Below are 21,252 nucleotides of genomic sequence, written 5' to 3' on the forward strand. Positions count from 1 at the left end.
CGGCTGCTGTTCATGATCGAGCGCCCGCCCGCCTAGCTCGCAGCGGCGAGTTCCTTCAGCAGGGTGCGGGTCCGTTCCCTGTCCTTACCGCGGCCGATCTCGACGGCGGAGAAGTCGGTCACACCGGCCGCCGCGAGGCCCTGGACCTGCGCCGCGACCGCGTCCTCGTCCCCGACGATCGCGACGTCTCCCGGCCCAGCCGCGCCCTCCTTGTCCAGCATCGCGCGGTAGGACGGCAGCTGACCGTAGATGACGAGCTCCTTATCCGCACCTGCCCTGACGGCGGCCGGGTCGTCGGTCACGCAGATCGGCAGGCTGCACACCACGCGCGGGCTCGGCCGGCCCGCGGCGCTCGCCGCGGCGGTGATCGCCGGGACCACGTAGTCGCGGACAGTGGCGGGCCCGGTCATCCACAGGATGGTGCCGTCGGTCCGCTCTCCTGCCAGGGCGAGCATCCGCGGCGCCATCGCGGCGAGCAGCACGGGCACCCGGTCCGTCCGTGGCGTGGAAAGGCCGATGTGCGCGCTTAGCGTGCTTGCGTCGACGTGGGCGGGAGTGCCGTCGAGCAGCGGTTGCAGGACCGAGAGGTATTCGCGCATGTGCACCGCGGGCCGGTCGAAGCTGTACCCGTACATGTTCTCGATGACGATCTTGTGCGACAGCCCGATGCCGAGCGCCAGCCGGCCGGGGCCGATCGCGAGCGCCGTGGTCATTGCCTGCTGCGCGAGCACCGCCGGATGCCGCGGGTAGGTGGGCACGACGGCCGTGCCGAGCTCGATCCCCGGCACCTGGCTGCCGGCCACGGCCAGCGCGGTCAGCGCCTCAAGCCCGAAGATGTTCGCCACCCACACCGACGCGAACCCGTCGTCGGCCGCGTGGCGGATCTGATCGGTCAGCGTGCTCAGTGCCTGGGCGTCGCCCGCCTCCGCCACCGTGATACCGATCCGCATGTGCTGACTCCGTCCGCCCGCCGGCGGCTGGTCCGCTGGCTCGAGATCTGATCTTCGCGGCGCATGCCGCTCTCCGCAAGCCACTGCTCTCTGTAAGCCCAGTGGCCGGCAGGCGGCCATCACCCGGTCGCGAAGCCGAGTACCGCCGCGCCGACGAGGGCGAGGGCGATGCCCGCGACCTGGATCGGGGTTGGGCGCAGCCGCCTGATGGCGACCCCAAGCGCGATGGTGGCCACCGGGTAGAGCGAGGAAACGGCGGACAGCACGGTCAGCGCGCCGCCCTGCGATGCGGTGGCATAGGCCAGGTCGCCGCCGGCCCCGGCGAACGCGACCAGCGACAGGACCGGGATCGCAGTCAGCTCAGGCAGCCGCCGGCGCCGGGGCCCGCGATGCCGCCCGCGTCCGGTCGCCAGGACAATGAGGAACGCGCACAGTCCCGTGCTCGCGTGTTCCACGGCGGTCGCCCAGTAGGGGTCCGCCTCGCTCGCCGTGTGCAGGGTGATCAGCATCGTCGCCACCCCGGCGGCGGCGCCGCCGCACAGGGCGGCGCTGCGCAGCGGTCCGCCGCGGGGCCCGGCGCCGTCGGACGTCCACGCGCTGACGCCACCGCCGACGAGGGCGCAGACCAGTCCGGCGGCGACAAGCATGCCGAGCGGTTCGCCCGCGATCAGGCCCGCCGCCGTGGCGGCCGCCGCGCCGAGCGCGCTCACCGGGGCGGTGATGAACCCTTCTCCCCGGCTGAGCGCGAGGTAGATGAGGCTGAGCTCGAGCGTGACCGCCGCTCCGGCGATGGCTGCAAGCAACAGGCTCGTGGCCGGCGGCGGCGGCGCGCCGCGCGCCAGCAGAACGGGGATGAGCAGCCCGAGCCCGAGCAGCTCGGACACGGCGACGACAACGAACACGGGCGTCCGCTCGCCGGACGCCCCGCCGAAGTAGTCGGCGGCACCCCAGGCCGCCGCGGCGAGTGCGCCCAGCCAGATCGCGTTCATGGCGTACCTCCTGGCCGGATCACTCGACTGCACCAGCAAACTACCATTTGCCGGTGCGATTACACCAGCAAAATAACTTTTGCTGGTACGATGTCCGTGTGCAGTCAGTCGCCGAGATCCCGTTCATCGCGGGGCACGTCGCCCTCGATTTCGTCAACACCGCGGAGGGGCGAGGCCACGCGGACAGCGGTGAAGCGCTGCACACCGCCGACGACCTGCGCCAGTGGGGCGAGCGCCGCGGCGTCATCGCCCCCAGCGTTATCACCGACAGCGTCATTGCCGGCGACGATGAGCTTCCGGCCGCGCTGCAGGCCCGCGAGCTGCTCTACAGGCTCTTCCTCGACCAGACGCAAGGTCGCCGCGCGGCAGCGGAGGACCTCGCCACGCTGGAACGCCTAGTATCGGGCGCGTACCAGGTGGCACACCTGGACCAGGCCGCCGACGGACGGTTCAGCTGGGGCTGGGATCGCGCGCAGCTCTCCACCGTTCGGTACGTCGTAGTGACATCGGCACTCGCGCTGCTCAGCCAGAGCCCGAGCGCCCGCCTCAAGCAATGCCCAGGCGACGACTGCGGATGGTTCTTTATCGACACCACCAAGCGCGGCAACCGGCGGTGGTGCTCGATGAGCGAGTGCGGCCAGGAGGCCAAGACCGCCCGCCGCCGGGTACGGCCGGCCTCGCACGAGGTTGACGCTCGTTAGGCCGTTTCACCTGCAAGGGATGAACCGTAAAGCGGGGCGCTCTCGCTTGAATGACTTCCGTGGTCCTTGAGCTGATGCTGATCGGTGCGGCGGTCGCGCTCGACCCGTTGCCGCTGACGGCGTTCCTCGTCGTGCTGCCATCGGCGCGAGGCGCGCGCAAGGGCGCGGCATTCGTATTGGGCTGGCTGGTGTCCCTGGCCATCGTGGTCACGATCACGGTCCTGGCCACCGGCAATAACCCGCCCAAGCCGGCCACCGCCCCGTCGCTGGCCGCGCTGGCGGTCAAGATCGTGCTCGGCGTCATCCTGGTCAGGATCGCGTTCAAGCACATCCGGGCCAGGGGGCGGCCCAAGCCCCCCAAGAAGCCGCCCAGGTGGCAGGCGCAGGTGGACAGCATGTCACCGTGGTTCGCCCTGGCCCTGGCGCCGACCCTCCAGCCCTGGGTGCTGATCGGCGCGGGCGCGGCCACCGTGGTGGAGGCCAAGCTGTCCAGCTGGGAGAGCTTCCTCGCACTTGGCCTGTACTGCGTCCTGGCCTCGTCGTCCTACTTGGCCATGGAGATCTACGCCATTGTCAGGCCGGACGAGAGCAAGGCACTCCTGGCCGCGTGCAGAACCTGGCTCGACGCCCGTATGGACCAGGTGATCATCGCCGGGTGCCTGATCATCGGTTTGTGGTTCATCGGCAACAGCCTCTATCTGATTTTCTCCTAGCTCACGCCATCGCGCCTGCAACTGGGCAACTGGGCAACGCCGTCGTTGACCGCGACGGGTTCCGGTCTATATCAAGGAGCAATGGACGAGCCGCAGCGCGAGCGCGACCCCGAGAGCTACTTCGGCGCCGGGATCGGCGGAGGACGTGGTCTGTTCACCACGGGAGGCGCCTGGTCTGGGCCGCGCTCTCCCGCGCCCGCGCCGCCGTCCGTCGCGACGATCACCGAGCCCGCTCGCGAGATTCCCGTGCACGAGGAGACCGACGTGCTCGTGGTCGGCGGCGGTCCGGCCGGGACCGCCGCCGCGGTGGCAGCGCGGCGACTCGGCCAGCGGGTGACCATCGTCGAGCGGTACGGCGACCTCGGTGGCCTTTCCGCGGGCGGACTGGTGATCTGGATCGACCGGATGACCGACTGGGAAGGCACCCCGGTCATCGCCGGGATCGGTGCCGAGCTGCTAGACCGGCTGCCCGAGGGAGCCCTGGCCGGGCCCGGTCCCGAGCTGTGGGGCTCGACCGAGCCCGAGCAGGTCGCGTACTGGCGCGAGCGTCTGTCCGCGTTCCGGGATACCGTCTGCCGCTCGCCGATGATCGACCCGGAGTGGCTCAAGATCACCTCGCACGAGCTCCTCGTCGGCGAGGGCGTGCGGGTGCTGCTGCACTCCTGGGTCGTCGCCGCGATCAACGACCAAGGCACGGTACGCGGCGCGATCTTCGAGAGCAAGCAGGGGCGCCGCGCGATCCTGGCCAAGGTCGTCGTGGACGCCACCGGCGATCTCGACGTCATAGCGCAGGCCGGCGGCGCATTTGTCACCGACGCCGAGAAGGACGGCACCGGCGGCAACGTTCAGCACACGATCAACACCGCGTTCACGTGGACGGGCGTCGACATGCGCCGGTGGCTGGCGTTCAAGCGCGAGGACCCGGCGGCCCACCACGAACTGATGAGCCGCGGCCGCGAGCTCCTCGGCTTCGTGGACACGCCGCATGTTGGCTGGCGCGACGACGTGGTGGTGTTCATGGGCCCCCGCCTGTCCGGCTACAGCGGGCTCGACGTCGAGCACCTCAGCACCGTCGAGCTCGAGTCCCGCCGTCGCATGGTTGCCCACCTGGACTTCTTCCGCAAAGAGGCTCCCGGCTTCGAGAACGCCTGGATCATGCTCGCCGCGCCGCAGATGGGCGTGCGGATGACCCGCCGCCTGACGGGCGTGCTTCCGATGACGTCTGCCGACTGGAAGGCGGGAGTGCGTCACCCCGACGAGGTAGGCGTCTCCCCTTCGCCGTCCCAGAAGTTCCCCACGATCTCGGTGCCGTACCGCGCGCTGCTGCCGGAACGACTCGACGGCGTGGTCGTCGGCGGCCGTCACGTGGCAAGCGACGCCGCCACCCAGGCCTTCATGCGCGAGATCCCGCAGTGCTGGATGACCGGGCAGGCGGCAGGAACCGCCGCCGGCCTCGCGGCCGGCGCCGGCCTCGCGCCCCGCGCGATCGACGTCGGCGAGCTCCGCGGCGAACTCCGCAGGCAAGGCGCGTTCCTGCACGAGCCGTAGGCGGCATCGGCGCTACGGGAGCGTCGAGCGGTCGAGCCGGTGGTCGATCTCGGCGCCCATGGCCGAGCAGTCGGTTGCCGGGTGGTCGAACCGGCACCCGAGCGTGGCGGCCAGCAGCGTGCGGGCGTGCTGTTGCCTGGCGATCTGCTCGTCCAGAGCTGCGAGGCGCCGGGCGGCGATCGACTTCCACTCGGCCGCCGTGGCGGCGTTCAGTACGCCGCTGACCTCTTCCAGGGCCAGGCCGAAGTCCTGCATCATGCCGATGAAGACGAGACGGCGGAGCGTTTCCGTGCGGTACCTGCGCTGCCCGGACTGCCGTGCATCGGCGCAGAGCAGGCCGCGCCGCTCGTAGTAGCGGATCGTGGAGGTGGGTACCCGGGCGCGACGGGCCATCTCGCCGATCGTCATCAGTTCAGGCGTCATCAGTTCGGTCACAGTGCCACTTGACTTGAACCGGGGTTCAACTGTCAAGGTCGGGGGCATGACAACAAGCCATTCCGCTGTCCCGAATCACCACGCCGGCTTTCCTGGCTTCGCAGGTCCGGCCGGATACCTCGCCGCCGCCAGCATGGTGCTTGGCAGGAAGGGCAACGCCCGCCTAGCCGCGCGCCTCAGCGCGGTCGCCGCGGGCGACGCGGTGGCCGACATCGGATGCGGGCCTGGCACCGCCGCCCGCCATGCGGCCAGGCTCGGCGCTTCGGTCGTCGGGATCGACCCGGCACCGGTGATGCTGCGGGCCGCCCGGATCCTCACCCGGCGGTCCAGCCGGGCGGTGCGCTATGCCGAGGGCAGCGCGGAGGCCCTGCCGTTGCCCGGCTCGTCGGTATCGGTCGCCTGGTCCATCGCCTGCGTGCATCACTGGGCGGACCTGGACGCGGGCCTGCGCGAGGCCCGGCGGGTCCTCAAGCCCGGCGGGCGGCTGGTGGCCATCGAACGCCTGACACGGCCGGGTGCCACCGGCCTGGCCAGTCACGGCTGGACAGCCGAGCAGGCCAGCGCGTTCGCGGACCGCTGCCTCGCGCACGGCTTCACCGGCATCGAGACGAACCAGCACGGCCGCGGTCGCAGGACGACGGTGAGCGTCAGGGCCACGGCCTCGTGAGCCTGGCAGGCGGGTGCCACACCTGAACGGTTAGCACACTGCCCCGGCCTGCCCGCGCCGCCGGCCGGGGGGACTGGTCGACGACCAGGCCGTCAACCGGCATCGGGTGCTCGGTGAGCCTGACCGTGGTCATGCGGAAGCCCAGCTTGCCGGTGATCCCGGAGCATGTGCTGTAGAACAGCCCCCTGACGTCAGGCACCACGACCCGTCTCGGCGGTCGGGGATGCGGCGTCAGCAAGTCAGCCACCACAAGCAGGCCGCCGAGCAACGCGACTCCCTCGCGACCCCCGATGAGAAGGGCGTCCGGCATGTCCCATCCGGGTTCAGAAGGGGAGCCGCGGTGCGGTTCGAGGCCACCTCCGCTGCGCCGGATCCCGACCGTCTCGTCATAGCGGGCGCGATTCGCCGGATCGGCCAGCACCCGCTGAGCCGCGTCGAGAATGTCCCGCGCGCGTGAGGCGGCGGCCACCACCGGCGAAGGCGCGCCCGCGATATGTTCCGGCCGCAGCAGGCTTACCCTGGCGTCGTACCTGCTCTTGACCTGCTCCGCGGAGGCGCCAGGCAGCAGCCCCAGAACGTCGTACCAGGTGATGCTGCTTTCCTTGCCAGCTGCAGCCACGAATGTGCTCCACTAGGGCGACCAGGCTCACAGAAATGGTCGCACACGCGAGCCGAAATCGGGTGATCCGCCGCCGTCTAGCTGCCGGACTCGCGCGGCGGGCAGAGGACGGCGGAGTGAGCAGCGCACACCGGCCGGTAGTGGCTCATGTCCGCGGACCAGAGCTTGCCGGTGCGCGAATCGAGCTGCTCATTCGGGTCCAGCCCGTCGTAGCTCCAGTCGGTGGCCGGCTCCCCGCACACGGCGCACGGCGTGATCTTCGGTGTCGGGACGTCGATGCCGTCGCCCGGCGTCCGCCTGACCCGGATCCAGATCATGATCGCGAGCACGATCACGTGAATGACCGTCACCAGCACGGTGATCATGGTCAGATTGCTGTTCACTAGATGCTGTCCTTCGCGGGGCCGCCGGCCGGCTTGACGCCGGCCCGGCGGGCGGCGTCGTTGAGTGTGGTGAGGCCCCTGTGCAGTTCCTCGAGTTCGCCGAGGCTCATCCCGAGCTTCGCCACCACCGTGGGCGGCACGTTCAGCGCCTGCTCGCGCAGCGCGCGGCCTCGCTCAGTCAGGTCGATGCGCAGCTGCCGCTCGTCGTGCGGATCGCGAGTCCTCGCGACTAGGCCGGAGGCCTCAAGGCGCTTCAGCATCGGCGACAGTGTCGGCCCGTCGAGCTGGAGCATTTCGATGAGCTCCTTCACCGCGAGCGGCGATTGCCCCCAGAGCGCCAGCATCACCAGGTACTGCGGGTGAGTCAGGCCCATCGGCTCAAGGATGGGCCGGTAGATGCTCAGCACGCTACGTGCCGCGACCGACAGGGCGAAGCACACCTGTCGCTCAAGGGCGAGCGGGTCGCCGGGTATCTCCGGCAGCTCCGCGATGATCTCCATGGCGCCCCTCAGACTGGTGATCCAGAACGGATGTGTGCTTTAACTATTCATACCCTATCTATTAACGCGCGAACGAAGCAATGTGAGGCAGCACACTGTAGCGTCGATTGAACTCGGTGAGCACCGGGCCGGGATACCAGGAGGCGACGATGGCGGGGGATAGGGAAACCGGGCCGGGTGTGGCTCGGACCGCCACGCTCTACGACGTGGCGCGCGCCGCCGCGGTGTCCACCGCCACGGTCTCGCGGGTGATCAACAGCAGTGACCCGGTCCGCCCGGCCACGCGGCGGCGCGTGCTCGCGGCCATCGAGGAGCTTGGCTATGTCCCCGACGGGTCGGCGCAGAGCCTGGCCCAGCGCCGCAAGGAGGTGATCGGCCTCCTCGCCGTCATCAGCAGGGGCCCGGAGACCGATGTCGAACGCCAGGGTTCCCTGTTCATCGAGGAAGTACTGCGCGGCCTCGAATCGTCGGTCAGTGACGTCGGCTGGTCGGTGCTGATCTCCTTCCTGCGCGACTCCGACCCGCCGAGCGCCTATCAGCGGATGCTGCGGATGTCGGCCAAGGTCGACGGGCTGGTCATCGCGGAGGACATCGTCGGCAGGAAGCAGCTGGCGAAACTCGCGGTCCGCGTCCCGATCGCGCTGATCGCCAACGATTCCCGTGGGGTGCACGCCGACTCCATCGGCGTCGACAACCGTTCTGGCACCGAGTCGATGGTCCGCCACATGGTAGAGCGGCACGGCAGGACGAGGCTGTTCTACATCACCGGGCCGGCGGAAGCGCTGGACGCCCTGGAACGCCGGGCCGCGTTCGATGATGCCGTCGCCAGCTATCCGGAGGTGACCGTCGCCGGGTACTACGCGGGCCATTTCGGCGCCGTCAGCGGCCAGCTCGCCGTGCGCGAGCTGCTGGCGGGCCCGCGGCGGGACCTGCCGGACGCGATCATCTGCGCCAACGACCAGACCGCGATCGGCGCCATGCGCGACCTGCAGGCGGCAGGCATCCGCGTTCCCGCCGACATCGCCGTGGTCGGCTTCGACGACATGCACGTCAGCGCCCTGCTGACGCCACCGCTCACCACCGTCCGACAGCCGATGCGCGAGCTTGGCGAGCGCGCCTGCTCCTTCTTGCTTGAGCGGGTCGCCGACCCCGCCCTGCCGCCGCGGGCCGAACGTCTCCCCACCGAGCTCATCATCAGGGAAAGCTGCGGCTGCGGTCCGCATTCAGCTGCTGCGGCCCGCTGACCACTTGTCGTTCTTGACGAGCGGAAGCACGCGGAACGGTATCCGCTGAGTCAGCGCGACCTGCGAACTGGTCCGCTGCACGCCGGGCACGGCTATCATGCGCTGGAGCACGACCTCGAGCTCCTCGGGGTTCCTCGCGACCACGTGGCAGAGCAGGTCGCCGCCCCCGGTCACCGTGTAGGCCTCCACGACTTCCGGGATGTCCGCCAGGTTCTCGACGACCGAGTCGAGGTAGCCCTGAGTCAGGTCGAGGTGCACGAAGGCGAGCATCGAGTACCCGAAGGCGCGGGGAGAGACCCGCGGCCCGAACCCGGTGATCACCCCGGACTCCTGCAGGCGCAGGAACCGGGAGGCCACCGTGCCCCGGGCGATCCCGAGGGTGCGGGCGTGCTCGCGCAGCCCCCCGCGCGGATTCTCCAGAAGCAGAACAAGCAGTGAGCGGTCAAGTTCGTCTAGTTGCATGGGCCAATGGCCTTCCTCGGATCGGAGCGAGTAACCCTAGGTTGAGCCATTGGCTCACCATGATCAAACTCCATATTGCCACCTGCCCATGTGACTTCTACTGTGACAGCCATATGGACCACCAGGAGGCTCAAATGGTGATCATCGGGGACAAAGGCGCGAAGGCTGAGCTCACGAAGGCCGAGCTCACGAAAACCGAGCCGCGGAGCTTCTCGCTGGACGACAGCTATCGGCCGTCCGAGGGTGGCACGTCGGCCTACCTCACCGGCGTGCGCGCCATCGTGCGGCTGCTGCTCGACCAGCGCCGGCACGACAAGGCCGCCGGCCGCGATACGCGCGCGTTCGTCTCCGGCTACGAGGGATCACCGCTGGCCGGCCTTGACCTGGAGCTGGGCCGCCAGCCTGCGCTGCTCGCCGACCATGGCATCGTCTTCTCGCCTGGCCTCAACGAAGAGGCCGCGGCCATGGCCGTGCAGGGCACGCAGCTCGCCTCGGTGACCCGCGGCGCACGCCACGACGGGGTGACTGGGGTCTGGTACGGCAAGGCGCCGGGACTCGACCGCGCGTCCGACGCGCTGCGGCACGCCAACCTGATGGGCACGCACCACAGCGGCGGCGCGCTCGCCCTGGTCGGCGATGACCCGGCGGCGAAGTCCTCCACCGTTCCTTCCGGATCCGAATTCACCCTGGCCGACCTGGCGATACCCACGCTCTACCCCGCGGACCCGGCCGAGATCGTCGAACTCGGCCTGCACGCGATCGCCCTGTCCCGGGCGGCCGGGACCTGGTCGGCACTGAAGATCGTGACCGCGGTGGCCGACGGTGCCATGAGCGCCGAACTCGGCGGGTTCGACTCGGTGCTGCCCGACATGCTGATCGACGGCAAGCCGTGGCGGCACACGGTCTCCGGTCACCTGCTCCAGCCCACCGTCGGCATACTCGAGCGTGACCTGTACGGCGCCAGGCTGGAGATCGCCCGCCGCTACGCCGCCGCGAACCGGCTGAACAGGATCGTCCTTCGCGGCGGCAGCGACGAGATCGGCCTCGTCGCGTCCGGCAAGACCTGGCTCGACCTCCGGCAGGCGCTTGCCGCACTGAACCTGGACGACGACGCGCTGCGGCTGCGCGGCATCCGGCTGCTCAAGCTGGGCATGGTCTGGCCGCTCGAACCGCGGATCGTGCGCGAATTCGCCAGCGGGCTGCGCGAGATCGTGGTCGTCGAGGAGCGGCGCCCGTTCCTCGAGACCGCGATCAAGGACCTGCTCTACGGGATGCAAGGCGCGCCTGCCGTGCACGGCAAGCGCGGGCCGGACGGCGCCACGCTGCTGTCAGAAAACGGCGAACTCGATTCCGACGCGATCGCGGTCGCCCTCGCGCAGCGGCTCGCAGTCCCCGCGCCTGTCCATCGCAGGCGGACCTCGCTCACGCTCGCGCTCACCCCGCGCACGCCTTACTTCTGCTCGGGCTGCCCGCACAACACATCCACCAAGCCGGCCGAGGGTTCCCTGGTCGGCGCGGGCATCGGCTGTCACGCCATGGTGCTGCTGATGGATGACAAGCAGGTCGGCGAGGTGACTGGGCTGACCCAGATGGGCGGCGAGGGCACCCAGTGGATCGGGATGTCCCCGTTCGTCGACGCCGCGCACTTCGTGCAGAACCTCGGCGACGGCACCTTCCACCACTCCGGTTCGCTGGCCGTCCGTGCGGCCGTAGCCGCCGGCGTGAACATCACCTACAAGCTGCTGCACAACGGCACCGTCGCCATGACGGGCGGGCAGGACGCCGTCGGCGCCCTGTCGCTGCCGCAGATCACCCGCCTGCTCGCGGCGGAAGGGGTGGCCCGCATCATCGTGACCGCGGACGATCCCAAGCGCTATAGCGGCGTGCGGTTCCCTGGCGGTGTCCAGGTGTGGGACCGCGGCAGGCTCGACGAGGCGCAGCGGGTGCTGGCCGCGGTGCCCGGGGTGACCGTGCTCATCCACGACCAGGCGTGCGCCGCGGAAAAGCGCCGCAAGCGCAAGCGCGGTACGCTGCCCACGCCCGCCACCCGCGTCATGATCAACGAGCGGGTCTGCGAGGGGTGCGGCGACTGCGGCGCGAAGTCGAACTGCCTGTCCGTGCAGCCGGTTGACACCGAGTTCGGCCGCAAGACCCGCATCGACCAATCCTCATGCAACCTGGACTTCTCCTGCGTGCAGGGTGACTGCCCCGCGTTCCTCGAGGTCATTCCCGGCACCCTGGCGCGGCGCCAGGCGCAGGCGCTTGACGCCGCCCAGCTGCCAAGCCCCCCGGCGGCCGGCCAGCGGGACGTGACGCTGCGGATCGCCGGGATCGGCGGAACCGGCGTGGTCACCGTCGCCCAGGTGCTCGCCGTCGCCGCGGTGATCGCCGGGCGGCACGTGCGCGGCATGGACCAGACAGGACTCGCCCAGAAGGGCGGCGCCGTCGTATCCGACCTGCGGATCACGGCCGAGCCCGTCGCGGCCGCCGGCCGGCTGTCGCGCGGTGAATGCGACCTCTACCTGGGCGCCGACCTGCTCGTCGCCGCCGACGAGAGCACGCTCAAGGTGACCGATCCCGAGCGTACCGTCGCCATCGTGTCCACCACGAAGGTCCCCACCGGGCGCATGGTCATCGACACCACGGCGACGTTCCCCGAGGTCGACGCGGTCACAAGGAAGATCAGCGACTCCGTCCGCTCCGGCATCTGGCTCGACGCGCGGGCACTGTCCGAGCAGCTCTTCGGTGCCGATCAGTACGCCAACATGCTGCTCGTCGGCGCCGCCTACCAGTCCGGTGCCCTGCCGCTGCCCGCCGCGGCGATCGAGCAGGCCATCGGCCTCAACGGAGTCGCCGTCGAGAAGAACGTGCAGGCATTCCGCCGGGGCCGTCAGCTCGTCGAGAATCCCGCGGCGCTCGCGCCAGAACCGGTCAGCAAGCCGGTCGGCGAGCCGGCTAGCAAGCCGAACGGCGGGTCGGCCGGCGGGCCCGCCCCGGCGATTCCGGGGCTCGGCGCCCCGGCAGGCTCTGAGCTTGCCCGCCTCGCGGGAATCCGGGTGGCGGAGCTGACCGCTTACCAGGACGAGGCCTACGCCGCCGCCTACCTCGCCGACGTCGAACGCGTCCGCGCGGCCGAGACCGCGGCGGCACCAGGATCGACCGCGCTGGCCGAGGCGGTCGCGGTGAACCTGCACAAGCTGCTCGCCTACAAGGACGAGTACGAGGTGGCCCGGCTGTCCCTAGGCATCGAGGACGAGGTCCGCGAACGGTTCGGCGAGGGTGCGCGCTTCTCCTGGAAGCTGCACCCGCCGGTGCTGCGCGCTCTCGGCATGCGACGCAAGATCACCCTCGGGCCGTGGTTCAAGCCGGCGTTCCGCACGCTGTACGGGATGCGCCGCCTTCGCGGCACGAGGCTCGACGTCTTCGGCTACGCGCACGTGCGCCGTGTCGAGCGGGCACTGGTGGCCGAGTACCGACAGGCCATCGACGAGCAGCTCGCCCGCCTCGCGCCAGGCACGCTGGACCGGGCAGTCGAGATCGCCGGACTGCCCGACCGCATCCGCGGCTACGAGCAGGTTAAGCTCGATTCAGTCGACACCTTCAGGCGGCGGCTTAACGAACTCAGGTAATCCCGGCGACCGCGACTGCCTTGTGTCAGAGGCGTTGCGTGGAGACCCGGTCGGTCACGGCCTTGCTGAGGGCGTTGACCTCGGCAAGCATCCAGGTCTGGTAGGTGTAGCCCGGGGTGGGCATGGTCTCGTAGACGCCGACCACGGGGATGCCGTTCTCGTTCGCCAGCTTGATGTAGGACTCGGTCAGCGAGTCGGTGACCTGCTGGTTGTAGAGGAACACCCGCACCTTGTGCGCGGTGAACCTCGCGGCGTTGGCCCTGTAGTAGGCGGCGTGCGCGGGGTCGATCTTGCCCAGGTCCGCCGCGATCGCGCTGCACGATCAGCTTGGCGGCGGTGATCTCCCTGGCGACGGCGGGGCTCGCCTCGAACGTGTGCGGGTCAGTGTTCGGATTGCTCATGATCGCCGTGGCCTGCACGTACTTGCCGCCGACCTGCGCGATGACGTCGGCGTACTCGTTCTCCGCGCCGATGGCGGCGATCCTCGCGGTTGACGTGACGGCCGCCGGCGAAGCGCCGCCGTCCGCGGGTGAGGGCGACGACGACGAGCAGGCACTCGCCAGCATGGCGGCCGCCAGCGGCAGGGTGGCGGCGAGGATGCCAGAGCGGGTTCGCATGACCTTGGTACTCCCGGTGAGAGACGATGCGCTGTTGAAAATGAATACCGTTATGGTAATCATTTTCATTAAGCCATCGCAAGGAGGTCCGTCCGGGGCCGCACGGAGATCTGTCAGGAAGGGCCGGCAGTTCCCCTTCCGGGGGGAAGCACGGGCAGCCCGCCGGGCGCGCCCTCGCGGGCGAGGCGGAGCAGCGCGTCCGTGTCGAGATGGCACTCCACCAGGTCGCCGAGCAGGTCGAACCTGCGTTCCCTCGCGGCGGTGAAGCTCACCAGCGAGGGCTCGCGGCCGAGGGCCGCCGCGAGGAAGGCGCCGCGCAGTTCGTCGCCCTCCAGGCTGCCGTGCCACATCGTGCCGAAAACGCTGCCCGCCCGTGCGCCGTCAAGGAAGTCCTGCGCACCACCGCCCACGGTGACGCGCCCGTGATGGATCTCGTAGCCGGCCGCCGGCACGCCAAGGGCAGTGCCAGAAGGCAGCCGCAGCGTCTTTTCCGCCGCGAAATCGGTGCGGACATCCAGCAGCCCGAGTCCCGCGATCTCCGTCCCCGCGTCCGCCTCGACGCCGTGCGGGTCGGCGATGACCGTGCCGAGCATCTGGAAGCCGCCGCAGATCCCGAGCAGCGGCCGGCCGCGCCGCGCGTGATCCGTGATGGCGTGGTCGAGGCCGCGGGAGCGGAGCCAGGCCAGGTCGCCGATGGTGGAGCGGGTGCCGGGAAGCACGATAAGGTCCGCGTCGGCGACGTCACGCGGCCCTGACGCGAAGACGACGTCGAGATCCGGCTCGAGGCCCAGCGCGTCGGCGTCGGTGAAGTTGCTGATCCGTGGCAGGCGCACGACGGCGACCCGGTACGCGGCACCATCGGGTGAGCGCCGCCCCTCCAGGTCGAGTGCGTCCTCGGAGTCGAGCCACAGCCCCGGGTCCCAGGGCAGCACCCCGTACACGCTCCGGCCTGTGAGCCTTTCCAGCGCGTCAAGACCGGGGGAGAGCAGCGCCGGGTCGCCGCGGAACTTGTTGACCACGAACCCGGCGATCAGTGCCTGGTCGGCCGGCTCGAGGAGCGCCACGGTGCCGTACATCGCGGCGAATACTCCGCCCCTGTCGATGTCGCCGACGACAACGGCCGGCAGCCCGGCGTGCCGCGCCAGGCCCATGTTGACGAAGTCGCCGGACCGCAGGTTGATCTCGGCGGGACTGCCCGCTCCCTCCGCGACGACCACGTCGAACCGCGCGGCCAGATCGTCGAACGCCGCATGTGCGGCAGCGGCGAGGTGACGCCGGCCGCTCTCCCAGTCGGCGGACGAGACGTCACCGGCCGGCTGGCCCATGAGGACGACGTGGCTGCGCCGGTCGGTGCCCGGCTTGAGCAGCACCGGATTCATCGCGGGCTCGGGGGCGGCGCCCGCCGCGCGCGCCTGCGCCCACTGGGCGCGGCCGATCTCCGCGAGGCGCCCGTCGGGTCCGGCGCAGACCATCGAATTGTTTGACATGTTCTGCGCCTTGTACGGCGCCACCCGCACGCCGCGGCGGGCGAACGCCCGGCACAGCCCGGTGGTGACCACACTCTTGCCCGCGTCGGAGGTCGTCCCGGCGACGAGCAGCCCGGTGGTCGTATGCACCGTGCCACGATAACGGCGAACCGCCACGCTCGCCCGGGCAGTAACTGACGACCCCGGCTCGCGGAGGAGACGGCCACGAGCCGGGGCAGATTCGCCAGGGGCAAGGCCACGCGAGCTGACGCGTGTCCTCGCCGGCTGGCTAGCCGGTACTACAGGAGACTGAGGGCCAGGTCCATGTCCCGTTGGTCGTGACCGTGAAGCCCCAGTTATTGCCGCTGCCGTTGTTCGATGCCTTCATCACGTACTGGCTTGGCCAGCTGGCGTTGACGTTCCAGGTCGAGGCGACGACGGACGGCGCGACCATGTTCACCGTCACGGTCCAGGTGTTCGAGCCGGTGACCGCGACGTTGAGGTTGTACCAGTTGCTCCCCTTCGAGCCGGCCGACAGCGTGGCCGTGCAGCCGCCGGAGCCGCCGCCGCCCCCGCCTCCGCCGCCGGACGAGCCGTGGCTGACGGTGAAGTTGGAGTTGCCGCTGCCGCCGCCCCAGGACTCGGTGGCGAAGATCTGGTAGTTAAGTGAGCCGAGGTTCATGCCATGGCTGGCCCACGCGTTGAAGAAGTTCTGCGTGGTGATGGTCCCGCTGGTGGTGTTTCCCTGCCGGATTGCCAGGTACTGCTCGAAGGTGCAGCTGTTGCCCGTAATGCAGGGCTGGTTGACCTGCTGGTGCTCGTAAAGGTTGTACGTTGCGCCATCGCTTGTTGTGGTGCCCATGAAGGTGCCAAGCGAGGGGCTGCCGCCCTGGTCGTCCTCGATGACGTAGTACTCGACCAGCGGGTTGGTGGACCAGCCGTAGAGGGAGGCCAGCGCGGTCCCGCCGCTGGCGTTCATGCTTCCGCTGAAACTTACCGTCTGGTTGCTGCCCGGCTGCCAGCCGACGCCTGCGACGAAGTCGCCGATGCCGCTCCACGTCGTGGAGTACTGGTTGCCGCCGGAGCCGACAGTGACGCAGGCAGAGCCCTGGCCGTTGCTCCACATCTGGTAGTAGTAGCCGTTGATCGTGCCGGTCTGGTTCGAGCAGGTGGCGGCCTGCGCGACGCCGGGCAGGGCCACCGTCGTGGCCGCGCCGAGCGCCATCGCGCAGGCGATGAGGAGCAGCCGCAGCCGGCCGCGCCGGCGTCTCGTGCTGCTGTCTGCGGTGAGGGCGGGGGGACCGTTCATGTACGGCGTCCTCCTTGGGGCGGGGGTTTGTTACTGGCGTCAGTATTGATCCGGCCCAATTAACGGTCAATGAGTTTCGTAAATGTTTCGACAACGAATACTTTCGACATACAAGGCGTGAAAACCCAATAGATGCGGCTCTTTAGACTGAACCGGGTAAGTCGTCTCCGCCTAAGAGCGCACCGCTATCGCGCCCCAATAGCAATCATTAAGTCGAAATATATCGGCAATAGCCGAAAGCTTTCGAAGTTCTATCCGCGCCACCAGGCGTCGAGCTCGGCGCGGGTTGGCGCGGTGGCCGGGCCGTGCCTGGTCACCGCGTAGGCAGCCGCAGCGTTCGCCCTGGCGGCGGCGTCAACCGGGGAAAGCCCGTCGGCAAGGGCGGCGAGGAACACCCCGGCGTGCGCGTCCCCGGCGCCCGTCGTGTCGACGGCGGTCACCACCGGGGCCGGCACGCGCTCGACGGCGCCCGAGGCGCGCGAGCCCACGTAGCAGCCGCGAGCACCGACCCGGACCAGGACGCCCCCGGCACCGTCATCAGCGCGAGCGCCGGCCACGCCAAGCAGGCGCCGCACCATCTCACCGGGATCAAAAGCCTCACCGGGATGAAGAGCCTCACCGGAATCAACAGCCTGACCAGGATCAGTGGCCTCACCAGGATCAGCAGCCTGACCAGGATTAAGCGCCCGGACGGTGCCGGCTAGCACCGTGGCCTCCCGCTCGTTGCAGCTCAGCCAGTCGCAGCGGGCGAGCACGGGCCCGAGCACCGCGGCCGGGATCTGCGCCGCCAGCGGGCCGGGATCGAAGAACAGCAGCACACCGAACGGTAGTGCTGCTGCCCACGCCCCGAGGACCGACCCGGAATCCGGCGCGACGAGGCCATACCCCGACACGTACACCGCGTCCCCCGGCCCGGCCGGTACGCCGTCCCAGCCGCCGGGCCCGCGGACGGTCTCCGCGCCCAGATGCGTGACGAACGTGCGCTCCGCGTCCGGTTCGACGAGCGCGACGTCAAAGCCCGTGTCGCGGCCGGCGTCGGCCGGCCGCAGCACGGCGATGCCCTCCGCGGCCAGCGCCGATCGGATGACGTCGCCCCACGGGCCGGTGCCGTGCCCGCCGGCGTACAGCACGAGCAGGCCGTGCCGCGCGGCCGCCGACATCACGTTGAATCCGCCGCCCGCCGTGACCTCGGATGATGTCGCGAGCATGTCGCCGCCGCGCGGCGGCAGCGCGGGCACGCGCAGGACGACGTCGACGATCGCCTCGCCGGCGAACACGAGGCGGCGCGGGCGGGACGGGCGAGGCACGCCACCGTCCGGGAACGCGAGACGGCGCGGCGGCGGGGACGGGCGGGGCACTCCACCGTTCGGGATAGTCATGCGCGCAGCGCCAGGAGTGAGTCAGCCAGGCCGCGCAGTCCGAGGCCCTGCGCGTCGATCACGCTGGCAGCGAGCGGCGGGAAGGCGGCCAGGCCGTGACAGGCGCCCCCGACCGCGCCGGCGATCGCGGCGATGGTGTCGCAGTCGCCGCCGAGCGACGCGGCGAGCAGGCAGGCCCGCCACGGGTCGCCAGGCACGGCGCTGAGCACGGCGAAGGCGGCGGGCACCGACTCCTGGGTCGCCAGGCTGGTGCCGACGAGCGAGTAGATGACCGCGGCGGCCTCCTCGGCGGGCTTGCCGGCGACCAGGCCGGCCGCCCACTCGATGCGCGCCGCGACGTCGGCGCCCGCGACCCAGTGGCCGCGTTCCGCGCCCAGTCTGGCGGCCTCGATCGCGACGGATATCGCCGCCGCGACGTCCGCGCCGCCCACCCCGGCGCTGACCGCGGCGGCAACCGCCGCGGCGCCGGCCAGCGCGACCGACGTGTTGTGCGTGACGAGGCTCGCCTCGTGCACGGCGGCGACCAGCGCGGGCAAGTCGTCGGCCGCGGTTGCGATGCCGACCGGGGCGATCCGCATCGCCGCGCCGTTGGTGTCGCCCGAGGTCCCCGCCTCCTCTGGCGGTGTTCCGGTGAGCACCGCCTCGATCGCGCGGCGAGTGGAGGGGCCGAGCAGGTCAAGCGACCCGCGCGCGCACATCTCGCGCTCCCAGGCGATAAGCGCGGTCGCCAGCTCGCGGGGATCGGCGCCGGTGAGCAGCAGGCGGCCGAGCAGGACGGCCTGCTCGGTGTCGTCGGTGACGGCGCCGGCCGGCATTCCCGCCGCGATCGGGTGCCAGGCGGGCGCGGGCTCGAACCCGGTGAGCAGCGGGCCCCAGTGCTCGGTGATCTGCCGCCGGCTGAGCAGTTGCGTCGGCATGCCAAGGGCGTCGCCTATCGCCAGACCGTAGAGGGCGCCGCTGGCCCGGTCAGCTGACTGCTGAGACGATAGTGACGACGGTACGGACAAGGGGGCCAGTCTCCCTAATGCGAGGTTTACCCGGTTGGCAGTAATGTCCCGGGCTACAGGGTTGGACACTACCGGCGAGGAAGGGGCACCGGGTGACTACCGCGGCGCAGCAGCAGGGCCCGCTCGTTCTCGAGACCAACGGGATCAACATCATCAGCGAGGACGAGCGGAAGGGGTCGCCGCGCAGCCTGTTCTGGCCGTGGTTCGCCGCCAACATCTCGGTGCTTGGCCTCAGCTACGGCGCCTACGTGCTCGGCTTCGGCATCTCGTTCTGGCAGGCGTGCGTGGCCGGCCTCATCGGGATCGTGGTGAGCTTCCTGCTCGTCGGGTTCGTCGCGGTGGCGGGCAAGCGCGGCTCCGCGCCGACGCTCGTGCTGTCCCGCGCGCCGTTCGGCGTGCAGGGCAACAAGCTGCCCGCGCTGGTGTCCTGGGTCAGCAACGTCGGCTGGGAGATCGTGCTCACCGTGCTGGCGACGCTGGCCACCGCGACGGTGTTCCGCCAGCTCGGCTGGAGCTCTGGCGACGTCACCAAGGTAGTCGCGTTCCTCGTCATCACCGTGCTGATCGTCGGTAGCGCGGCGCTCGGCTTCGACACGATCATGCGGCTGCAGACCATCATCACCGTGGTGACCGGGATCCTGACCGTCATCTACTTCATCCTCGTCGCGGACAAGATCCACTGGTCGACGGTGTCCGGGCTGCACTCGGGCTCCGCGCAGGCGTTCCTCGGCGCGACCGTACTGGTGATCACCGGCTTCGGCCTGGGCTGGGTGAACACAGGCGCCGACTACTCGCGCTACCTGCCGCGGCGTACGCCGGGCGCCGGCGTGGTGTGGTGGACCACGTTCGGCGCGTCGATCGCGCCGATCTTCCTGCTCGGGTTCGGACTGCTGCTCGCCGGCTCGTCGCAGTCGCTGTCCACCGCGATCAACTCCGACCCGATCGGCGCGCTCGCCACCATCCTGCCCACCTGGTACCTGGTGCCGTTCGTGATCGTCGCCGTGCTCGGGCTCGTCGGCGGCGCGGTGCTCGACATCTACTCCTCAGGCCTGACGCTGCTCGCCGCGGGGCTGCGCGTGCCGCGCTGGTCGGCCGCGCTGCTCGACGGTGTGCTGATGATCGTCGGCACGATCTACGTGGTGTTCTTCTCAAGCAACTTCATCGGGCCGTTCGAGGGATTCCTGATCACGCTCGGCGTGCCGCTCGCCGCCTGGTGCGGGGTGATGCTCGCCGACATCGCCCTGCGCCGCAAGGCTTACGACGACGCCGACCTGTTCACCTCCGCCGGCCGGTACGGCACGGTGCAGTGGGTGCCGGTGTCGCTGCTGGTCCTCGGCGCCGTGATCGGCTTCGGCCTGGTCGTCAACACCTACGCGAGCTGGCTGTCCTGGCAGGGCTACCTGCTCGGTCCGTTCGGCCTCGGCGGCAAGACCGGCACCTGGGAGTACGCCAACCTCGGCGTGATCGCCGCCCTGGTGGTCGCCTTCCTCGGCTGGCTGATCCTCGGCCGCGCCACCATCCGCCGCCAGGAAGCCACCCCCGAGACGGCCGCCACCCGCGTGTAGCCGGTCACCCTCCCGGCCGCCCCCTGGCAGCAACGCGAGGGGCAGCGGCGGCTCAGCGGCGGGTCAACGGCGGTGCGGGTCGATCATCGTCATGCCCGCGGGCGATGCCGAGTCGAACGCGGGCAGCAGTTCGCTCGCCTCCTCAAGGCCGATGATTCGCTCGATCAGGTCTTGCGGCCGCAGGTCGCCGCGCTCGATGAGGGCGAGCATGCCGGGATAGTCGGCGGCGGCCATGCCGTGCGAGCCGAGCAGGTCCAGTTCCCAGCCGATGACCCGCGCCATCGGCAGGCGCGGCTGCCCGACGGCCGCGGGCAGCAGCCCGACTTGGACGTGCCTGCCGCGGCGGCGCAGTGAGAGGATAGCGTTGGCGCAGGTCTGCTCGCTGCCGGCCGCGTCGACGGAGACATGGCTGCCGCCCTCGGTGACCTCCACGACCAGTCCCGGAATGTCGCGAGCGCCGTCGGCGGTCAGCACGTGGTCCGCGCCAAGGCCGGCCGCGGCCGCCAGGGCGCCGGGGTGACGGTCGACGGCGACGACGCGCGCACCGAGCGCCTTGGCGATCATCACTGAACTCAGGCCGACCCCGCCGGCGCCGATCACCGTCAGCCATTCACCGGCGGCCAGCCCGGCGCGCCCGGTCAGCGCCCGGTAGGCGGTGGCGAACCGGCAGCCGAGCGACGCCGCGGCCTCGACCGTGACGCCCTCCGGTATGGCGACCAGGTTCGTGTCGGCGGCGTGCAGCGCCACGTACTGCGCGAACGACCCCCAGTGCGTGAACCCGGGCTGCTGCTGCTCGGGACAGACCTGCGCGTTTCCCGACCGGCACCACGCGCAGCGGCCGCACCCCTCGACGAACGGCACGGTGATCCGGTCGCCAACCGACCAGCGCGACACCCCGGTCCCCGTCGCCACCACGACGCCAGCCAGCTCATGCCCAGGCACGTGCGGCAGGCTGATCTCGTCGTGCCCCGCCCAGGCATGCCAGTCGCTGCGGCACAGCCCGGTCGCAAGCACCCGCACCACCACCCCGCCGTCCGGCGGAACGGGATCGGGCACCTCCCGTACGGTC

At 70.5% G+C, this 21,252-nt stretch carries 20 protein-coding genes and 1 pseudogene; 7 read left to right on the forward strand and 14 right to left on the reverse strand.

Features of this window, described 5'->3' with window-relative positions; genetic code table 11:
* Window positions 1-32: 32 nt before the first annotated feature.
* Window positions 33-950: a TIGR03564 family F420-dependent LLM class oxidoreductase gene (locus EAS64_RS27570; protein ID WP_145857652.1), complete on the reverse strand. Its 918-nt coding sequence runs from the start codon at window positions 948-950 to the stop codon at window positions 33-35.
* A 119-nt stretch (window positions 951-1,069) separates the two neighbouring features.
* Window positions 1,070-1,939, reverse strand: coding sequence for an EamA family transporter (locus EAS64_RS27575; protein ID WP_145857654.1), 870 nt, complete (start codon window positions 1,937-1,939; stop codon window positions 1,070-1,072).
* 98 nt (window positions 1,940-2,037) lie between these two features.
* On the opposite strand from EAS64_RS27575, the gene EAS64_RS27580 reads away from it, so the two are divergent.
* From EAS64_RS27580 to EAS64_RS27590, 3 genes are all read left to right on the forward strand, one after another.
* The gene (locus EAS64_RS27580) at window positions 2,038-2,640 is read left to right on the forward strand and encodes a CGNR zinc finger domain-containing protein (RefSeq protein WP_187366219.1); all 603 of its coding nucleotides are present in this window, start codon (window positions 2,038-2,040) and stop codon (window positions 2,638-2,640) included.
* Between the two features lie 50 nt (window positions 2,641-2,690).
* Window positions 2,691-3,353 carry a GAP family protein gene (locus EAS64_RS27585; RefSeq protein ID WP_145857658.1) on the forward strand — a complete coding sequence of 221 codons (663 nt, stop codon included), beginning with the start codon at window positions 2,691-2,693 and terminating at the stop codon, window positions 3,351-3,353.
* Window positions 3,354-3,434: 81 nt separating this feature from the next.
* Window positions 3,435-4,901 (forward strand): FAD-dependent oxidoreductase, encoded by a 1,467-nt coding sequence (locus EAS64_RS27590; RefSeq protein WP_145857660.1) that lies wholly within the window; start codon window positions 3,435-3,437, stop codon window positions 4,899-4,901.
* A gap of 12 nt (window positions 4,902-4,913) precedes the next feature.
* Here the strand turns inward: EAS64_RS27590 and EAS64_RS27595 are convergent, their stop codons facing one another.
* Window positions 4,914-5,324: a MerR family transcriptional regulator gene (locus EAS64_RS27595; RefSeq protein WP_187366220.1), complete on the reverse strand. Its 411-nt coding sequence runs from the start codon at window positions 5,322-5,324 to the stop codon at window positions 4,914-4,916.
* Between the two features lie 58 nt (window positions 5,325-5,382).
* On the opposite strand from EAS64_RS27595, the gene EAS64_RS27600 reads away from it, so the two are divergent.
* Window positions 5,383-6,003 (forward strand): class I SAM-dependent methyltransferase, encoded by a 621-nt coding sequence (locus EAS64_RS27600; protein WP_145857664.1) that lies wholly within the window; start codon window positions 5,383-5,385, stop codon window positions 6,001-6,003.
* Here EAS64_RS27600 and EAS64_RS27605 read toward each other — a convergent pair.
* The 3 genes from EAS64_RS27605 to EAS64_RS27615 all read right to left on the reverse strand — a co-directional run bounded on the left by EAS64_RS27605 (window position 5,984) and on the right by EAS64_RS27615 (window position 7,505).
* Window positions 5,984-6,622, reverse strand: coding sequence for a J domain-containing protein (locus tag EAS64_RS27605; protein ID WP_145857665.1), 639 nt, complete (start codon window positions 6,620-6,622; stop codon window positions 5,984-5,986). The genes EAS64_RS27600 and EAS64_RS27605 overlap by 20 nt on opposite strands.
* 77 nt (window positions 6,623-6,699) lie before the next feature.
* Complete coding sequence (locus tag EAS64_RS27610; RefSeq protein ID WP_145857667.1) at window positions 6,700-7,005, reverse strand: hypothetical protein; 306 nt, start codon at window positions 7,003-7,005, stop codon at window positions 6,700-6,702.
* Window positions 7,005-7,505 carry a MarR family winged helix-turn-helix transcriptional regulator gene (locus EAS64_RS27615; protein WP_145857669.1) on the reverse strand — a complete coding sequence of 167 codons (501 nt, stop codon included), beginning with the start codon at window positions 7,503-7,505 and terminating at the stop codon, window positions 7,005-7,007. The genes EAS64_RS27610 and EAS64_RS27615 overlap by 1 nt, the downstream gene beginning before the upstream one ends.
* 116 nt (window positions 7,506-7,621) lie before the next feature.
* On the opposite strand from EAS64_RS27615, the gene EAS64_RS27620 reads away from it, so the two are divergent.
* Window positions 7,622-8,749 (forward strand): LacI family DNA-binding transcriptional regulator, encoded by a 1,128-nt coding sequence (locus EAS64_RS27620; protein WP_145857671.1) that lies wholly within the window; start codon window positions 7,622-7,624, stop codon window positions 8,747-8,749.
* Here EAS64_RS27620 and EAS64_RS27625 read toward each other — a convergent pair.
* Window positions 8,729-9,211, reverse strand: a complete 483-nt coding sequence (locus EAS64_RS27625; RefSeq protein ID WP_145857673.1) for an Lrp/AsnC family transcriptional regulator — start codon at window positions 9,209-9,211, stop codon at window positions 8,729-8,731. The genes EAS64_RS27620 and EAS64_RS27625 overlap by 21 nt on opposite strands.
* A 134-nt stretch (window positions 9,212-9,345) precedes the next feature.
* On the opposite strand from EAS64_RS27625, the gene EAS64_RS27630 reads away from it, so the two are divergent.
* Complete coding sequence (locus EAS64_RS27630; protein WP_145857675.1) at window positions 9,346-12,840, forward strand: indolepyruvate ferredoxin oxidoreductase family protein; 3,495 nt, start codon at window positions 9,346-9,348, stop codon at window positions 12,838-12,840.
* A gap of 25 nt (window positions 12,841-12,865) precedes the next feature.
* Here the strand turns inward: EAS64_RS27630 and EAS64_RS45075 are convergent, their stop codons facing one another.
* From EAS64_RS45075 to EAS64_RS27655, 6 genes and pseudogenes are all read right to left on the reverse strand, one after another.
* Window positions 12,866-13,069, reverse strand: a complete 204-nt coding sequence (locus EAS64_RS45075; protein WP_222849653.1) for a TroA family protein — start codon at window positions 13,067-13,069, stop codon at window positions 12,866-12,868.
* Window positions 13,070-13,106: 37 nt separating this feature from the next.
* Window positions 13,107-13,526, reverse strand: a pseudogene (locus EAS64_RS47620) (metal ABC transporter solute-binding protein, Zn/Mn family); the annotation flags it as partial.
* A gap of 44 nt (window positions 13,527-13,570) precedes the next feature.
* Window positions 13,571-15,073 (reverse strand): cobyric acid synthase, encoded by a 1,503-nt coding sequence (locus tag EAS64_RS27640; protein WP_145857677.1) that lies wholly within the window; start codon window positions 15,071-15,073, stop codon window positions 13,571-13,573.
* A 139-nt stretch (window positions 15,074-15,212) separates the two neighbouring features.
* Window positions 15,213-16,232, reverse strand: a complete 1,020-nt coding sequence (locus EAS64_RS27645) for a glycoside hydrolase family 11 protein (protein ID WP_145857679.1) — start codon at window positions 16,230-16,232, stop codon at window positions 15,213-15,215.
* A 251-nt stretch (window positions 16,233-16,483) separates the two neighbouring features.
* The gene (locus tag EAS64_RS27650; RefSeq protein WP_145857681.1) at window positions 16,484-17,611 is read right to left on the reverse strand and encodes a PfkB family carbohydrate kinase; all 1,128 of its coding nucleotides are present in this window, start codon (window positions 17,609-17,611) and stop codon (window positions 16,484-16,486) included.
* A complete protein-coding gene (locus EAS64_RS27655; RefSeq protein WP_281283331.1) occupies window positions 17,608-18,687 on the reverse strand; it encodes an ADP-ribosylglycohydrolase family protein in 1,080 nt (359 codons plus the stop codon). Before EAS64_RS27655 ends, EAS64_RS27650 begins: the two co-directional genes overlap by 4 nt.
* A gap of 23 nt (window positions 18,688-18,710) precedes the next feature.
* Between EAS64_RS27655 and EAS64_RS27660 the strand changes: the two genes are divergently transcribed.
* On the forward strand, window positions 18,711-20,183 hold the full coding sequence (locus EAS64_RS27660; RefSeq protein WP_145857685.1) for a purine-cytosine permease family protein: 1,473 nt from the start codon (window positions 18,711-18,713) through the stop codon (window positions 20,181-20,183).
* 63 nt (window positions 20,184-20,246) lie between these two features.
* On the opposite strand, the gene EAS64_RS27665 is transcribed toward EAS64_RS27660, so the two are convergent.
* Window positions 20,247-21,239: an alcohol dehydrogenase catalytic domain-containing protein gene (locus EAS64_RS27665; RefSeq protein WP_246115876.1), complete on the reverse strand. Its 993-nt coding sequence runs from the start codon at window positions 21,237-21,239 to the stop codon at window positions 20,247-20,249.
* Window positions 21,240-21,252 lie beyond the last annotated feature (13 nt).

The organism is Trebonia kvetii (assembly GCF_007827045.1).
Taxonomy (GTDB): domain Bacteria; phylum Actinomycetota; class Actinomycetes; order Streptosporangiales; family Streptosporangiaceae; genus Trebonia; species Trebonia kvetii.

Bases quoted from the DNA above. Each gene is read 5' to 3' on its own strand.
- EAS64_RS27600 (WP_145857664.1), top strand. From the start codon at position 5,383: ATGACAACAAGCCATTCCGCTGTCCCGAATCACCACGCCGGCTTTCCT.
- EAS64_RS27590 (WP_145857660.1), top strand. From the start codon at position 3,435: ATGGACGAGCCGCAGCGCGAGCGCGACCCCGAGAGCTACTTCGGCGCC.
- EAS64_RS27570 (WP_145857652.1), bottom strand. From the start codon at position 950: ATGCGGATCGGTATCACGGTGGCGGAGGCGGGCGACGCCCAGGCACTG.
- EAS64_RS27645 (WP_145857679.1), bottom strand. From the start codon at position 16,232: ATGAACGGTCCCCCCGCCCTCACCGCAGACAGCAGCACGAGACGCCGG.
- EAS64_RS27615 (WP_145857669.1), bottom strand. From the start codon at position 7,505: ATGGAGATCATCGCGGAGCTGCCGGAGATACCCGGCGACCCGCTCGCC.
- EAS64_RS27575 (WP_145857654.1), bottom strand. From the start codon at position 1,939: ATGAACGCGATCTGGCTGGGCGCACTCGCCGCGGCGGCCTGGGGTGCC.
- EAS64_RS27595 (WP_187366220.1), bottom strand. From the start codon at position 5,324: ATGACGCCTGAACTGATGACGATCGGCGAGATGGCCCGTCGCGCCCGG.
- EAS64_RS27650 (WP_145857681.1), bottom strand. From the start codon at position 17,611: ATGACTATCCCGAACGGTGGAGTGCCCCGCCCGTCCCCGCCGCCGCGC.
- EAS64_RS27585 (WP_145857658.1), top strand. From the start codon at position 2,691: ATGACTTCCGTGGTCCTTGAGCTGATGCTGATCGGTGCGGCGGTCGCG.
- EAS64_RS27625 (WP_145857673.1), bottom strand. From the start codon at position 9,211: ATGCAACTAGACGAACTTGACCGCTCACTGCTTGTTCTGCTTCTGGAG.
- EAS64_RS27630 (WP_145857675.1), top strand. From the start codon at position 9,346: ATGGTGATCATCGGGGACAAAGGCGCGAAGGCTGAGCTCACGAAGGCC.